The organism is Bacteroides sp. UBA939, from assembly GCF_002293435.1.
In the GTDB taxonomy this organism is placed as follows: Bacteria; Bacteroidota; Bacteroidia; order Bacteroidales; family Bacteroidaceae; genus Bacteroides.
In genome coordinates this window covers 1-16,342 of sequence record NZ_DBDF01000217.1, presented here as the reverse complement: position 1 = coordinate 16,342, position 16,342 = coordinate 1, and the positions used below count along the sequence as shown (strand labels likewise).

General features: G+C 46.3%; 12 protein-coding genes. 1 reads left to right on the top strand and 11 read right to left on the bottom strand.

Annotated elements, in window-relative coordinates; all coding sequences use genetic code 11:
* Positions 1–272: 272 nt before the first annotated feature.
* From B2Z67_RS14285 to rbsK, 8 genes are all read right to left on the bottom strand, one after another.
* Entirely contained in the window at positions 273–1,415 is a 1,143-nt protein-coding gene (locus tag B2Z67_RS14285) for a sugar-binding protein (protein ID WP_291530514.1), read from the bottom strand.
* 8 nt (positions 1,416–1,423) lie between these two features.
* A complete protein-coding gene (locus tag B2Z67_RS14280) occupies positions 1,424–2,476 on the bottom strand; it encodes a nucleoside hydrolase (RefSeq protein ID WP_291530513.1) in 1,053 nt (350 codons plus the stop codon).
* Positions 2,477–2,498: 22 nt separating this feature from the next.
* On the bottom strand, positions 2,499–3,539 hold the full coding sequence (locus B2Z67_RS14275; protein ID WP_291530512.1) for a hypothetical protein: 1,041 nt from the start codon (positions 3,537–3,539) through the stop codon (positions 2,499–2,501).
* Positions 3,540–3,628: 89 nt separating this feature from the next.
* A complete protein-coding gene (locus B2Z67_RS14270) occupies positions 3,629–4,618 on the bottom strand; it encodes a BACON domain-containing protein (protein WP_291530511.1) in 990 nt (329 codons plus the stop codon).
* Between the two features lie 17 nt (positions 4,619–4,635).
* A complete protein-coding gene (locus B2Z67_RS14265) occupies positions 4,636–6,204 on the bottom strand; it encodes a RagB/SusD family nutrient uptake outer membrane protein (protein WP_291530510.1) in 1,569 nt (522 codons plus the stop codon).
* Between the two features lie 11 nt (positions 6,205–6,215).
* Positions 6,216–9,215: a SusC/RagA family TonB-linked outer membrane protein gene (locus B2Z67_RS14260; RefSeq protein ID WP_291530509.1), complete on the bottom strand. Its 3,000-nt coding sequence runs from the start codon at positions 9,213–9,215 to the stop codon at positions 6,216–6,218.
* A 162-nt stretch (positions 9,216–9,377) separates the two neighbouring features.
* Positions 9,378–10,382: a GRP family sugar transporter gene (locus B2Z67_RS14255; RefSeq protein ID WP_291530508.1), complete on the bottom strand. Its 1,005-nt coding sequence runs from the start codon at positions 10,380–10,382 to the stop codon at positions 9,378–9,380.
* A gap of 25 nt (positions 10,383–10,407) precedes the next feature.
* Positions 10,408–11,316 (bottom strand): ribokinase, encoded by a 909-nt coding sequence (rbsK, locus tag B2Z67_RS14250; RefSeq protein ID WP_291530507.1) that lies wholly within the window; start codon positions 11,314–11,316, stop codon positions 10,408–10,410.
* Between the two features lie 298 nt (positions 11,317–11,614).
* Here rbsK and B2Z67_RS14245 point away from each other — a divergent pair, with 298 nt between their 5' ends.
* Positions 11,615–13,162: a hypothetical protein gene (locus B2Z67_RS14245; RefSeq protein ID WP_291530506.1), complete on the top strand. Its 1,548-nt coding sequence runs from the start codon at positions 11,615–11,617 to the stop codon at positions 13,160–13,162.
* A 123-nt stretch (positions 13,163–13,285) separates the two neighbouring features.
* On the opposite strand, the gene lgt is transcribed toward B2Z67_RS14245, so the two are convergent.
* The 3 genes from lgt to ychF are packed head-to-tail and all read right to left on the bottom strand — an operon-like array spanning position 13,286 to position 16,150.
* Positions 13,286–14,113: a prolipoprotein diacylglyceryl transferase gene (lgt, locus tag B2Z67_RS14240; protein ID WP_291530505.1), complete on the bottom strand. Its 828-nt coding sequence runs from the start codon at positions 14,111–14,113 to the stop codon at positions 13,286–13,288.
* 20 nt (positions 14,114–14,133) lie between these two features.
* The gene (locus B2Z67_RS14235) at positions 14,134–15,042 is read right to left on the bottom strand and encodes a ketopantoate reductase family protein (RefSeq protein ID WP_291530504.1); all 909 of its coding nucleotides are present in this window, start codon (positions 15,040–15,042) and stop codon (positions 14,134–14,136) included.
* A 4-nt stretch (positions 15,043–15,046) separates the two neighbouring features.
* A complete protein-coding gene (ychF, locus tag B2Z67_RS14230; RefSeq protein ID WP_291530503.1) occupies positions 15,047–16,150 on the bottom strand; it encodes a redox-regulated ATPase YchF in 1,104 nt (367 codons plus the stop codon).
* Between the last annotated feature and the right edge of the window lie 192 nt (positions 16,151–16,342).

Genomic DNA, 16,342 nt, shown 5'->3' with positions numbered 1-16,342 from the left:
GGTACCTTTATACGGAGCGGGTACGGAGTTGGTAATGCTTTGACACGGCCCTGGTACGGGGCAGACACGAATTTAGTACGGCGATAACTCCTTTAACCTGTATTATTCATAGTGTAAGTACTTCGTAATAATTATTTTTACTATAAATGAGAGTTTAGCGAAGAATGGGTATCTATTAATCATTCCCACCGCTAAATTCTTCATTTATGACGAGACACTTATGAATAATGCAGGCTAACTCCTGCAATATGAATAATACAGGCTAAGCCAACTTATTGGCTTTTCACTATTTTGCTTTTCCAGATATGATATGTCCATTCGGCATGGTTGCTGCCCGAAGGGTGCACATCGGGTGCAGCTTTACTAACTGTAAAGTAGAAAACCGGTTCTTCCCAATCCTGTATGTGTCCGAAGTTATCCCTCAGTAGCGTTGCATTATGATTCCTCGGATAGCCTGTATCGGCAGGGGTAATTCGGTATATGGGTGTCCAACTACCGCTCTGATTCATGAAATCCGAAAGATTCATGTAGTCTATTTCCAGCGAACTGTTCAGGTAAGCGGGGTAATCACCGGGCATGGGTTGCACGGGGCGTATCATGACAATTTTATCCGTCTCTTGGTTGATGGCGAATTCAGAATTGCAGGTGTAATCCCTTGATTGGTTGTCAATAGCCGACAATCCGCTTTGCACGATAGTCATGGGTGTGTTTATGGTGTAGTTATCCATGTTGCTGAAGTCGGCCTCAGCCCATGCTATTCGCGTGCCGCCGATATCGCCGATGGTATAAGTCAGTAACACCTTTCCTTGTTTGTCTAAAGATACTGCGGACGGTTGTCCTACTCCCCACGACTTTCCGCCACCACCAATCTCCTGGTCTGCATTGCCCGACCACGTCTTCCTTACAATCTGGTTCGGGTATTTCACCCAACTGTCGGCATCCAGACTATTGCTGAATGCTATGCCGATTTCATTGTAATACACTCCGTACATATTGCTGAGGAAGAACATGGCGTATCTGTAAGTCGTATTGTTCCAACTGAAACGACCTTCGATGACCGAAGGGTCGCAGGTATGATGGTCGTCCCATGTACCTGCAACACCCGGTTGGAGTACGCTTTTAGGGGCAGTCTGCGAGCCGTCCGGATTGATTTTTATATGGAAGATGTTATCAACCATAATCCGGTTCTCCGGGTTTCCGCAGAAAAACAGGTGTACGCTGCCATCCTCTTGCTTCAATGCACTCGGACAATAAGAATACTTATCCTCTCCCAGGAAGCCGAAGACAAACTCCGGCTCACTGATGGTTGTGGTAGTAGTCTGTTTGGGAGGGGTAGGTGGCTTTTCTTCCGGTGTGCTGTCCGAACAGGAACAGAATAGCCATATCCCGATAATGTAGAATAGATGTCTGACCATGGTATCTGTTATTTCGTAAAGTGAGCAGGTTGTTTGGTAACGAGCTTGACGAAGTGCTGCTTGATGTTCTCTGCCTGAGTGGAATCTACTGTGAGGTAATAACGGTTTCCGGCTGCATCGGGTGTGAATTCCGTAGAACCTTTATCCGTTACGCTTATCTTGCCTGCGGGTGAAACGGTGAAGAAGGAAGTACCTTCAACAGAATACAGTACCGAAGTTAAATCCCACGTCGGACGGTCGTACGGCATTTTCTGGTAACTCTTATAAGCTTCCACTGCCGGATGCATCGGTGCCCATTGGAAATCGTTCTCAATACTGGTGGCGGGGTAGTTGATGGCGATACCTACCTCGAAGGGAGAAGTTACCAGCGTAGTGGGCCATTCTGCAAACACTTTCTTTGCTGCCGGAATATCTTTCACAACATTGTATTCATACAGCTCGGGGTTATTGAAACATCCTGCCATGGTACACAACAGTTTTACTTTCCGGGCAATCAGTTCTTTGCCTGTCAAAGGCGAGTATTCGTCGCCCGGAGTATCCAGCAGGCGTGCAAGGTTGGTAGAGAAACCTACGGAGACAATCGTAACGGAGCTGTCCGGCTGTTGCGCCAGTACCTTGCGATAGAGGAGATGGGCTTCCGGTAGTTGGTCATAACCGCCTTTTAAAGAGCGTTTAAATGCCGGTTCGTTGTTCTTATCCTGTATCAGGCATACGGCTTTGGCATAGTTTGTGGCATCATTCTCACAGTCCGCTCCGTTGTGTATGATACCGATGGGTATTTGAGGATAACCGTACCAGGTATTCATGATGTCCGTATACTCGGCGGGATAGCTGCCTTCCTTGTTTATCATGATGCCTAATAAATCAATATCTCCTGCATCCATATACTTGTAGAGCATGTCCAGTGCCAGGGCATCGTCCACATCATTACCGATGTCCGTTTCCAGGATAATCTTTTCTGCGCTTGAAGCGACTTCAGTTTTCTGCTGTTTCCCGGAGGAAGTGCAGGACAACAAGGCCAGTATAAATATGCCTGATAAATAAAGTTTGTTCTTGATCATAACAGTATGTTTTAGAAGTTAATTATTCGGTGAAAGGGAAATCTTTTAGATTAAATGTCGCCGAGTACAGGTCATAAGACCATAACCAATTCTCTCCCGTCATGGCGGGGGTGAAGTACATCACCAGTTCGTCATCACTGAGCATATAACCTTTCGTGTCCGTCAGGATGCCCGGGTTATGGTTTCGCGGGAATCCTGTTTCTTCCGGTCCTACATGTCCTATTTTAATCCAGCCGTCTTCTTCGGTGAACAACCCTTCGGCTCTTGGTTTGTAAGCTAAGCGGGATACATCGCCTACCCAAGTTGGTATCTCTGTAATGGGAGATACACGGGTTTCAGATACCATGTAGATGTTTTTTTCAGACATGGCGGGGTAGCTGTTGCTACCAATGAAAGGTACATTCTGTTCTTCGCCTGATACGATATTATCTAAGTCGTCCAACTTGATTTCTCGCATACAGAAAGGTCCGTTTTCTGTGGTTGATGTATAGAATAGCTGTATGGTAGTGGAATCCTTGACAATTGTAGTACTTTGTCCTACACCCCATTTGGTGGTATCTTGATAGGCTACCAGCGGGTTTTGGTCGAACTTAATATAAGGGCCTTCGATGTTTTTAGAGATGGCAAGACCTATCTGGTTATGGTTACAGTCCCAACGGTCTACGCCCAGATAGGTCATAATCCAGTTGTAGGTTTCCCCTTTATAGGTTGTTTTGAACTCGCGTACGTCAGGGTCGCAGATATGGCAGTTGTCCCATCCGCTTTCGGAAGGTTCTACAATTTGTGTACCGGGTTGCCATACGTAGCCTTTCTCTGTGGGGATTCCTTTATACAGATAAACATAGTCCACTATCTTAAACGGGTCCCGGTTCTCGCAAATGAACCCGTAACGGATGCCGTATTGGTCTTGGATGATGCTCGGAGCATAGTTATAGTGTCCCGCACCTCCGCTGAACTCATATTGTATCTGCGGACTGATGGTATGCGGTTTGTTGTCGTTGCTGCTTTTGCATCCAAGGAGGATGGCTGCGGCGAGGTATAGACATAACTTATAGTATTTCATGATATTAGCTGTTTATATGGTTGTTTCCTTTACCTCTGTTGCAAAAGATACTACCTTGTTGCAACAGAGGTAAGGAAGTTTAATTGCCTTTAATCTTCTACTTGAATGTTCTTAACCGGGCGTATCATGCCTGCCCGGGGCTTTTGTCCGTCGCCCCAGCCCCATGTATCCCGGTATCCGCCCGCATCTCCCAGTGACATGCCGCCATGCGTGGGGTTTAATGCATTGGCGGTGCGTACTGCACAGAGCCATGTGCGGTCCATTAGTCCGGCTTCACTTCTCCAGCCGCTTTGGGGCAGGAAGAGGCATCCCAACTGTTTCAGATTATCCTTGGTGGCGCGTTGGGCCGTGGCTGCATCTACACCGATAATCATTCCGTCAACCCTGAATCCGGTTTGGGCGGCTGTCACCCATGTAGCACCCTTTTCCCATAAGGCTGCCATTTCTTCTGTGGTAGGCACCCGCCAACCTTCGGGGGAAGGGTCATTTTCAGGAAGCCAGTTGGTGCCGTCGTTTGTGTAGCCGGCAGGCCAGTTGGCCGGTGCGGGGTCATCTTGCGGGCCGGCGGGATAACCCACTTTGCGGTTGAACTGGTACAACTTTCCTATCTCGTCGGAAGCGCTTGCGAAAGTTCCGGGAGCGTCTACGTTCTTGGTAGACCATACCATGCCGTTTATCAGTACTTCGTCTTCGCTCAATACCATGGTTTCTTGCAGTACTTTGGATTTCAAGGTCTTGTTGCCGCCGCTTACTTCGATGAGGATAGAGCGATTTTTAACGAAGGAGGTACTTGGTGATACAGTGAGCGTGATTACCGTCTTGCCAGTGCCCGAAGTTGTGCTCAGTGTACACCAGCCCTGTGCCGAACTGTTGGAACCGGTTAACCTGGCTGTCCAGGATTCATTACCGGTAACTGTCAGTTCGTATGTTCCACCATCCGCGCTTACGGGTATGGCTATCGGGTTTATGGCAAATTCATTGGGATTACTTCCGATTACATAGTCGGAATCGTTGCCGCATCCCCATAAAGTCAGCAGTGATATGACTGCTCCTATCAATAAATATCTTGTTTTAGTCATAACTCAGATGTCTTTGATTAATATTGATCATTTTGTTTCAGATTCGGGTTGTTGTCTACTTCGCTTTGCGGTAAAGGCATGCGGATGGACTTCCCGATGATGAAATTATTGAAGTCGCTGTCGCGGGCTTTCAATTCGTCCAGTTTGGCAGTGTTGTCGATGCCCCAGCGCTTCAAGTCAACCCAACGTACACATTCCATGGCAAGTTCCAGAGCGCGTTCAATCTTCAGATGTTCGCGGAAGGCATCTTTATTACCGGTAATCTGGGGGGCGTTGTAGTAAGTGCTGTTTTCTATATCAGGCAAGTTTACACGGTTGCGCACACGGTTGAGGCATTCGATGGCTTTGGCAGACGGGGTAGTACCCAGTTCGTTGAGCACTTCGGCGTAAAGCAGCAGCATATCTGCATAGCGCAATGAACGGAAATTGTTGTCGTTCCAGTAATATATAGGGGAAGCGTCGGTGCTGTACTTTTTGATGAACACGCGATTACCCCAGTCGCTGTTCCAAGGAGCTCCGTAGATCAACTGGTTCGGATATTCGGGGAAGTCGGATGCGGCTCCATCGTACCACAAGGTATGGAACAGGCGGACGTCATTCTTTCCGTCCGTGGTTTGCTCGCGTTTGTAATAGTCCACTAACCAGCGTCTGGCTTCAATATTGTTCCAGCCGATTCCGGTAGGGGCTTGGTTCATTTCAATCTGTGTACCCAACTGTGCGTTTGGGTCCAGATAGTTGTCCGTCTGGTCGAAGCCTACCCGGTTGGTCAGGGAGAAGTGGATTTCATACAGCGCCTCCTTGTTGTTTTCCGTTTGGTTGCTGAAGTTGTCGGCCCAGTTGGGGACAAGGTCGTAGTGCTGCTTTCCTTCACCGTCGATGAGCCATTCAAGGCATCTGCGGGCGTCTTCCCATTTATGGTGTTGTGCATAGGCTTTCGCCAATAGTCCGTAGGCAGCACCTTTCGTGGGACGGCCATAGTTGTTGGCGTTGCGGGTGGTCGGAAGTTTGGTGATGGCATCTTCCAGGTCGGTTTCTATCTGGGTAAGCACTTCGTCTGCACTGGCTTGCATGGGCTTGTCGGAAGCCGACGAGGTCTGTAGTACGAGGGGAATGTTATCCCACAGAGTGGTCAGATAGAAGTAATAGAAAGAGCGCAGGAACTTGGTCTGGCCTATCAGGTCGTTCTTATGCGTTTCGTCGGCAAAGGTTATATTCCCTATGTTGTCCAGCACTTGGTTGGCACGGAAGATGGCGGTGTAATGTTCCCGATAGATTTTCGTATTGGTTTCCCCAAAGTTATAGTCGGTAAAGATGAATTTGGTGTATTCGTTCAGTTCCGTCCATCCGGCATAACTGACACCTTCATCCGCCATACCTATCATCTGTGTATAGATATTGCGCGTCCATGTTCCCTGACGGTAGAACATGCCATATACGGATATTACACCGGCCTCAATGTCAGACTCCGTTTTCCAGAATACGCCCGTACTCAGGGTGTTCTCATTTTGCAGGTCGAGCAGGGATGGGTCGCACGACGTAAATAGCGCTGTGGCGCCACATATAATATATAGAGCTATCTTTTTCATATCGACAGTATTTAGAATGTAAATGATAAAGCAAACTGTACGGCACGCGGGTTGGGGAACGAGCAATAATCTGCTCCCATGGTGAAGATACCACCGTCTGCAAATTCAGGATCCAGGCCTGAATATCCGGTGAAGGTAACCATGTTCTGCAAGGTGACTGATGCGCGGAGCCTTTCCAAACCGATTTTCTTAATGTAACGGGCAGGAACCGTATAGCCTAAAGTAATATCGCTCAAGCGGAAGAACGAACCGTTTTCCAACCAGCGATCCTGATCGCTCCGGCTATTGCGGGAGTCTCCGTATACGATGCGCGGGCGGTCGCTTACCGGATGTTCCTGTGTCCAGGGAATAATGCCGTTAAAGTTGTTCTGGTTGTTGGCGAAATCGCCGGCTGCAGATGCCGAGCCGTTCCATACTTTTTGTCCGAAACGGCCATAGCCATTGATACTCAGGTCGAAGCCCTTGTAGGAAGCGCCGAGGTTTATGCCCAATTCGAGCTTAGGCCAGGGGCTGCCTACTATCTGGCGGTCTTCTGATGAGATGATACCGTCGTCGTTATAGTCATCATACTTGATATCACCCGGCAGCGCGGTGGGCTGGATAATTTTACCTTCTGAATTTACGTAATTTTGTATCTCTTCTGCGGACTGGAAGATACCAAGCATTTTGTAGAGGTACCACATGCCGAGAGGCTCACCAATCACTGTTTTAGCCAGATTTGTATTATAAACGGTTTGTCCGTACCCCAAGTCGCGCACTTTGTTTTTCAAGTGGGAAACATTCAATGAAGCTGAGTATTCAAAATCGCGTATCCGGTCATTCCAACCTATCTCCATTTCAAAACCTCTGTTTTCGAGGCTGCCCGCATTGACTGCAGGTGCACCACCCTCGTTACCCGAACTCATCAGGATGGGCAGGTAAACCAGCAGGTCTTCACTTTTTGAGTAAAAATACTCGGCGCTGACGCGCAGGCGGTTGTTCAGTGCCACGAGGTCGAAACCAACGTTGGCAGTCGTCTTCTTCTCCCAAACCAGGTTGTTATTGCTTAATTGTGATTGGGTCATACCTATCAGTACATTCTCCGGATTGCCGAAGACTGCACGTGGAGCTGTGTTAATGGTGGCTTGGTAATCCCAGTAGCCGATACTGCTATTGCCGAGCGTACCATAGTTGGCACGTATTTTCAAGTCATCAATCCAGGATACATCGAAGAACTTTTCACCGCTGATACGCCATCCCAATGATACGGAGAGGAAGTTTCCCCAGCGATCGTTTTTAGGCAAACGGGAAGTTCCGTCGCGGCGGGCAGTTATCTGTGCCAAGTACTTGTCGGCATAGGAGTAGTTGATTCGTCCGAGGTAGGAGATGAGGGCAGATTCGCCATAGTTACCGCCTGCGGTGGTATTTCCGGTAGCGGAATCCAGTGAAGTAATGTACTTATCGCCCACCATCAGCGGGTCTAACTTTGTTATCCAGCGTCTTTCTTCGTGGAACTTGTTATAAGTGATACCGAACAAGGCATTCACATCGTGCTTACCGAATTTATGCTTGAAATTGTAGGTCTGCTCAATCAGTATGTCATGATTCTTGGCGCTGTCGTAACCTAAGTGTGCTGCATCGTCTCCTTGTCCCATTGTCCAGCTTCCTTTCTTACGCAACGAATTGGTGATACCCATATAACTTTTATAGGCAACGTTCAGTTTGGCATCAAACATTCCGAAAAGTGATATTTGTCCGTATATATTTCCTGTCAGGTACTCTTCTTCGTTGTTCTGCACAAACAAATTTTGCATGGCTACAGGGTTCAAGCCGTATGTGTTGGCCCGCTCTACATCCCCATATCCGTATCCTCCGGGATGTGCTTCATCATATACCGGAATCGTTGGCGCTATACCGATAAAGTCACTCCATGGATTACCATTCAGGTTTTTCCGGTTCGATTTGGTGTAGTAGAAGTTTTCACCATAGGAGAAGATACCCTTCTGTCCGCTTGTATTAATGCGGAAGCCATATTTATCATATTTGGTATTCAACAAGGCACCGTCATCGACCATACGGTTCAGTGATGCGTAGTATTTCACCGTCTTGGAACCACCGGACAGAGAGACATTGTAGTTTTGTAATGCACCGGTGCTCAGCATTTCGTCCTGCCAGTCGGTATTCCCATCATAGTGGTTCTGGCGGTTGATAATGCCTGATACGCCTGCCAGCATAGCTTCGTCATAGGCGCGGTCATCGTAGATTTTGTAAGTTTCAGCATCCATTAGGTCGTAACGAGGCAACCAGCTTAATGTCAGTTGGGAGTCGAACTTTACTTTCAGGTCGCCTTCTTTACCCTGTTTGGTGGTGATAATTACAACACCATTGGCTGCACGCGAACCGTAGATAGCTGCCGATGAGGCATCCTTCAGTACCTGGATAGATTCAATATCTTCCACGTTAACTCCCAAGTCGCTGCCGCCATAGGCTCCATCAATGATAAATAGCGGATTATTGTTTGTTAAACTGCCTAAACCGCGGATGGTAATGTTGGCATTGGAACCCGGTTGTCCGCTGCTCGTAATCTTTATACCGGAAGTCAAACCGCGCATCGATTCCACTACATTGCCTGAAACACGTTCGGCTAAGGCATCTTCTTTAACGGTAGATATGGAACCCAGTAAGTCCTTCTTCTTTACAGTACCGTAACCGATAACTACGACTTCGTCCAGTAATGTGTTTTCGGGTTGCAGGGTGATGTTGATGACATTGTTAGTGCCTACTTTCACTTTCTGCGTGGTAAAGCCGATGAAACTGAACTCAAGAGTGGCTCCTTGATTGACGTTAATCTGATATTTACCATTAATATCGGTGGTGGTGCCGTAGCTACGGTCGCCGTCTTTCGCCAGGATAGATACTCCAGGGAGGGCTTCCCCGGTGTTATCATTTACAATACCTGTGACGTTGACTTGTGCGTACAAGTCAAATGAACACATGCACAGGCAGAATAATATTGTTTTAATTAGTCTCATGTATTAAAATTTTTTAGTAGAACAAAAATGTATATTTAGAAACTGTTTTAATTTTGTTCAGTAAGGAAAATCAAAAGAGTTTCTTAGTTCAGGCAATTTCTTCTTTCGCTCAATGAAAAGTAGAAAAAGAAAGCATTAATTATGAGAACGATTAGAAGCCGGTTAATTGGCTCCTGAGATGATAATTGCTCCTAAACCGGATATAAACAGAACGAACATACAGGCCAAAAGGGTATTTACCGTCCGGGAAGAACCTTTGAACTCTTTCCAGATGAATATGCCCCACAAGGCGGCAATCATAGGCGCTCCCTGTCCCAGTGCATACGAGATAGCCGCACCGGCTTTACCTGCTGCAATATAACTCAGAGCCGTACCTAATCCCCAGATAACTCCTCCCAACACTCCGACCATGTGCGTGCTGAGTTTGCCTTGGAAGTACTCTTTGTAGCTTACCGGAGTACCTGCGAAGGGTTTCTTCATCACGATGGTGTTGATCACGAAATTGCTTATGAAGATACCTATTGCGAATATAAAGAATGCCGAATACGGAGTAGCCATTGAGGGAGTAGGCGACTCGAAGTTATTTAAGTCCATGGCAGCGGCAACAAACCGGTAGAAGAAGGACATCAGTACGCCTGCAATAATGGCAATAATAATTCCTTTCTTGTTTGTACTGCTTCCTTTCTTATTCATCTTTCCGGCAGCTATGGCATTGAAAACGATGGCGAGTACCACCAGCGCCACGCCGCTGAACAGAGTCATCGCATCACCTTTGGGTTCACCAAAGTAGTTGACAAAAACTCCTAATACCAGTGCTATGCCAACTCCCAGGGGGAATGCTACCGTAAGTCCGGCCATTGAGACGGAAGCTGACAAGAGGATATTGGATAAATTGAATATAACTCCTCCTGCAAAAGCGCTTGCATAGTTCTCCATACTGATTTGTTTCAGGTCTTCAACAAAGCTGCGTCCGGTGTCTCCCGTACTGCCCAGCGTAAATCCTAAAAGAAGGGAGAAGACAAGGATACCGATAACGTAATCCCAGTAGAACAATTCGTAACGCCAGGTCTTCCCGGCAAGCTTCTGCGTATTGCCCCACGAACCCCAACAAAGCATCGTGACGACGCAGAAAATAACGGCTAATAAATAACTGTTGACAATAAACATGGTATTTGGATTTTAAAGTTATAATTTATAAAACATCTATTTCTTTGCGATAAGGCAGGGAGGATTGCGCTCCCATACGGGTCACTGTGATGGATGCACACTTATTGGCGAACTTTACGGCATCCGGCACATTCATATCTTCGGATAAAGCAACGCATAAGGCTCCGCAGAAAGTGTCTCCTGCTGCAGTGGTATCCACCGCTTTCACTTTGGGGACGGAAACTTCATGATATTCGTTGTTCTCCTTAATCAAAGCCCCTTTAGAGCCTAATGTAATGACGACAATGTCCACTCCTTTGGCGCTGATGATATCCGCAGCTTTCCGGGCGCTTTCCCAATCGGTTACTTTAATTCCCGAGAGGATTTCGGCTTCCGTTTCATTAGGGATAATCATATACAGGTTTTGCAGTAGCTTGTTAGAGAGTGCACGGGCGGGTGCCGGATTCAGAATAACCTTGATACCTTGCTCGCTTGCTATCTGGGCGGCATATTCCACAGTCTCTATAGGAATTTCCAGTTGCATCAGCAGGATGTCTCCTTTCTCAATGGCGGGTTGCGCTTTCCGGATATCTTCGGGACTCAATGAACCATTGGCTCCGGAGGCGACAGCGATACTGTTTTCTCCGTTCACGTCCACCATAATCAATGCTACTCCGGAAGGGAGAATAGGGTCTGAATAGACATTATCAATGTGGATACCTTCGTCTTCATATTGCTCTATGGAACGTTTGCCGAACAGGTCGTTACCGGTCTTGGCGATGAAGTACACATTTCCTTTTAACCGGGCAGCGGCTACAGCCTGGTTGGCTCCTTTGCCTCCGGGGTTCATCATGAAACTGCCGCCCATTACTGTCTCTCCGGGAACAGGGAGGCGGTCGGTCTTGATGACCATATCGGTGTTGCAACTGCCTATTACAATGATATTTTTGCTCATGGCTATTAATTAGTTTAAGATTTAATAATTCGGGACTGTGCTTTCTTTTTCTATGCCAAAAGTATGTGATAGATAAATCATAAGCAAACAAAAAGAACGCAGATTAAATACCGGTAAATCTATGTATTTCTATTTACATAAGAGATAATATGCTGATATATAGCTTATTAAATATATGAAATGTGTCGCATCTTAATAGTTGTAATCTCGTCGAAGGTTATGTTATTCCACGAAAAGATTGTTTCCTTTCATTTTTATTCCTACCTTGCTTTCGTTATTTCAAAAACCTGCTGATGCCATGCTAAAGTCCGAATCACTTATCCAATTGATAAATAGTCTTACGAAGCAAGAGAAGAAAGAGTTTTCTATCTATATATCCAATAAGTCTGAAAAAGACTATATATTCCTTTTCAGATTGATTGATGATAAAAAAATTAGCGACCCTGAAGAGTTGAAACAATGCTTCCTGAAAGCAAAGCCTACCTCCTCTTTCAATACCGTGATTATCTATTTGTTCGACTTACTGATAGAAATACTGACGAAGTTGCGGACAGAACAGGATAGCTATTATCTGCTATTCAATGACTTGCTGCATGCCAGGGTTTTGTATGAGAAATCCATGTATCAGGAATGCTTTCATGTATTGAAAAAGGTGAAAGAGAAGGCTGTTTACTATGAAAACCATTTTGCATTGCTTGTGGCGCAGAGGTTGGAATTGAACTATCTCCTGACGCTGGACTTTGAAGAAGTGGACGAAAAGAAGCTTCTGAATAAGCAGTATAAAATGAAAAATACGCTGAAAAGTATCAGTCAGTTGAATGAACAGTCTTCATTGTATGAGTTGTTGAAGCATCGTATGTTGAATAGGGGAGACTCGAGGTCGTTGGCGGAGACTCAGAAGTTGGATGACTTGGTGACCAGCGAGATAAGTATTGTGGCAAGTGCGGGCGTCGAGAACTTTGAGATAAAGAAGAATCACCAGCTTTTCCAAGCCAATTATTTTGTAACGGTAGGCGACTACAAAGCGGCATTCAATTCATTCGTGGAACTGAATAAATTGTTTGAGGAGAATACCCATCTTTGGAATAATCCTCCGGTATATTATCTGATGACAGTAGAAGGTATGTTAGAGAGCCTTCGCATTATGCGCAACTATGAAGGAATGAATTATTTCATTGAGAAGCTGGGCAAACTCTCTTCGCCGTCTTCCAGTTTCCAGCTGAACGTAGCGTATGTGATATTTATCTACCGGCTATTTTCGTATATAGATAGGGGAGAATTTGAGCAGGCCGGTTTGTGGATTACGGAGCATCAAGCATCTCTGATTGACAAAATGCCTTTACTGAAAGAACAACAACAGGCAGAAATGTCATTGTATATAGCCCTTGTCTATCTCGGAAATGGGGAATATAGAAAGGCAAGAAGACGCTTGAGTACGACTATTGGGAGAGGACATTTGTATTCTCTTCCACTGTTTCGTACCATTAGGATTGTGAATGTGATGATTCATTATGAATTGGGTGATGTTGATTATATCCAGTCCGAAATACGCTCCATCAGGCGAGAGATGACCAAGAATAGGGGGCATAATCTGAAAGTAGAATCATTCTTGCTTAAGTTCCTGAATTATTCTTTTGTGGATAAGAGCCGGAAAAAGAGAGCGGAGATATGGGAGGGCATGGCGGAGGAAGTCCGATCCTTATACGCAGATAAGTATGAAACCCAGATATTGCGTAGATTCGACTTTGTGGCGTGGGTTGAGGCTAAGATATTTGAAGTGCCGTTGAGTGATATCTTGAAACGGGAACATGCTTACTATTTTTCATCCGCAGATGGCACGGATTAGGCGAACTCATGTTAAACTCTAATCTGTGTCATCTGCGTAGTCTGCGGATGAAAAATGTCTTTTTGGTGCGTCATCTTACAAGCGCCTCAAGCGTCTTTTGCTGCTTTATAAGATAGACTATCCTTATGCTTTCTTCTTCCCGTAGAAGAACATAAAATACACTCCAATTATCACGAACGGAACACTCAGCCATTGTCCCATGTTCAGTGTCATGCCGTCCTCGAAGTTCACTTGGTTCTCTTTGAGGAACTCGATGAAGAAGCGGAATATGAAGATTTCCGTCAGGCAAAGTCCGAAGAAGAAGCCGCGGCGCAGTTTCTTGCTGTAGTTCTTATACAGGAAAATCATAATGAGGAAGAAGATGAAGTAGGCGATAGCTTCGTAAAGTTGTGCCGGATGGCGTGGCAGCATATCTACCTTCTCAAATACGAACGCCCAGGGCACGTCCGTGGGCTTACCGATAATTTCAGAATTCATCAGATTGGCAAGGCGGATGAAGCAGGCGCAGATGGGTGTTGATACGGCTATCATGTCTACTACATCCAGGTAGTGCATCTTCACCTTGCGACAGTACAGCCAGAGGGCGATGATTAATCCGAGGGTGCCGCCGTGACTGGCAAGCCCGGCATAGCCTGTCCACTTCCAGCCGCCTCCGGGAGGGAATTGTATAGGCAATATCATTTCCCAGAAGTGATGCAGATAATATTCCGGTTGGTAGAACAGGCAGTGTCCCAACCTGGCTCCGACGAGGATACCGAAGAAGCAATAGATAAACAGCGGGTCGAACTTAGCGTCGCTGATTTTCTTATCTCTATACTGGTAGCGAACTACAAAATAGGAGCAGGCGATACCAATGACCCACAACAGACCGTAGTAACGGACTGGCACATGACCGAACAGGTTGAACAGTTCGGGGTCGGGGTTCCAGTTGATGGTTAGTAATGAAAACATATCTTCAATTGTATTGGTTATTAAGCTTTGAACTTCTCCGCCACCATCCGGTATGTCGGAATAGCTATTCCCTGTTCCTCGGCAGCAGCAATCATATCAAAAAGTAAACCTTTCACTTCCGACTCATGTCCTTTGGCCATATCTTTCTGCATGGAAGCGGTACTTTCAGGAGCGAGTTTGTCGATGACTTTGAGATTATACTCTACTACATCTTCTTCGAACTCAATGCCAAGTTTAGCGCCCAGTGCGGCGCTTTCGCGCGAAAGTCCGATGAAAGTATCCCGTACCTCTCCGGGCTTTTGTACTTCGCCCATAGGGACATCGTAATAAGCTCCGGTAACAGCCATAGCGGAAATGAAAGACCACTTTATGAAAGTATCCCGGTTGATGTCAGGAGATATCTCGGCTTTGATACCGCTTTCCTGCAAATCACTTTGTATTGCTTCCAATATCTCCTGAGGAACGATTGTGCCCTTGTGCGCACCGTAAACCAGGCGGAATATCTTGCCCATTTGGGTAATTTCACCTTTACCCGAAATGAAGCCGACGATGTAAATACAGCCGTCCAGTACGGTTACTCCGGGAACGGTTCGCCGGATGCGGGGACCTGTGCCGTATACGTTGAGGATGGGAATGACTACAGTATCCTTGTGGGCGGTGCGTTTTATCAACTCCGTGATTGAGTCCACCGAGTAACCTTTGACGCATACGAAGATAACGTCGACTTTGTCTTGGAATTCTTCGGCAGTATATGCTTTTACCGGCAGAGTGTGTTCACCTTTCAGGTCGGAGTGCAGATGCAGTCCATGCTCACGTATGGCAGTAAGGTGTTCACCGCGGGCAATACAAGTCACATCCTTTCCGGCAAGAGAAAGGAAAGCGGCGATACAGCCTCCTACGCCACCTGTGCCGACTATGAGATATTTCATTTTCCTATACATTGAAGCGGAAGTGCATGATATCCCCATCCTGCACCACATATTCTTTACCTTCCACGCCCAGTTTCCCGGCTTCGCGTACGGCAGCTTCACTGCCATATTGAATGAAGTCTTCATACTTGATAACTTCGGCGCGGATGAATCCCTTTTCAAAATCGGTATGGATAACTCCGGCGCATTGCGGTGCTTTCCAGCCTTTCTGGTATGTCCATGCTTTCACTTCCATTTCTCCGGCGGTAATGAAGGTTTCCAGATTCAGGAGATTATAAGCAGATTTGATTAGGCGGCTGACTCCGGATTCTTCCAATCCTACCTCTTCGAGGAACATCTGGCGGTCTTCATACGTTTCCAACTCGGCAATATCCGCTTCGGTCTTGGCGGCTACAATCAGGATTTCGGCATTCTCGTCTTTCACAGCTTCGCGTACCATGTCTACGTACTTATTGCCGCTTACTGCACTCGCCTCGTCCACGTTGCAAACGTACATCACCGGTTTGCCGGTCAGGAGGAAAAGTTCCTTGGCAACCTTTTGTTCATCTTTGGTTTCAAACTGCACGGTGCGTGCGCTTTTGCCTTGCTCCAACGTTGCCTTGTATTGCATCAGGACGTCGTAAGCCAGTTTGGCTACTTTGTCACCTCCTGTCTGTGCCTGTTTATACACCTTTTGAATACGGCTTTCAACGGTTTCAAGGTCTTTCAACTGTAACTCGTAGTCAATGATTTCCTTGTCGCGTACCGGATTGATACTTCCGTCCACGTGCGTTACGTTTTCGTCGTCGAAGCAGCGCAATACATGGATGATGGCGTCCGTTTCGCGTATGTTTGCGAGGAATTTGTTGCCCAGTCCTTCACCTTTGCTTGCGCCTTTTACCAGTCCGGCAATGTCTACGATTTCTACCGTAGTGGGCACGATGCGTCCCGGATGTACGAGTTCGGCAAGTTTTGTCAGCCGTTCATCGGGCACGGTGATAACACCTACATTCGGTTCTATTGTACAAAAAGGAAAGTTTGCCGCCTGTGCTTTCGCATTGGACAAACAGTTGAAAAGCGTCGACTTGCCTACGTTGGGTAGGCCGACAATACCACATTGTAATGCCATTCTTTATTTAGTTATTACTTATTTTCTGTTTGCAAATGTACATGATAATATTTAGATTCCCATATCAAGTTATAAAAATGCAGGGTAACTGCATCAAAATTATATTTGTGCCTATCTTGAGTTAACTCATTTCTGATAAGGTATGAAGTTGTATGAAAGCAATTTTTTAGACGCGGATAACGCGGATGACGC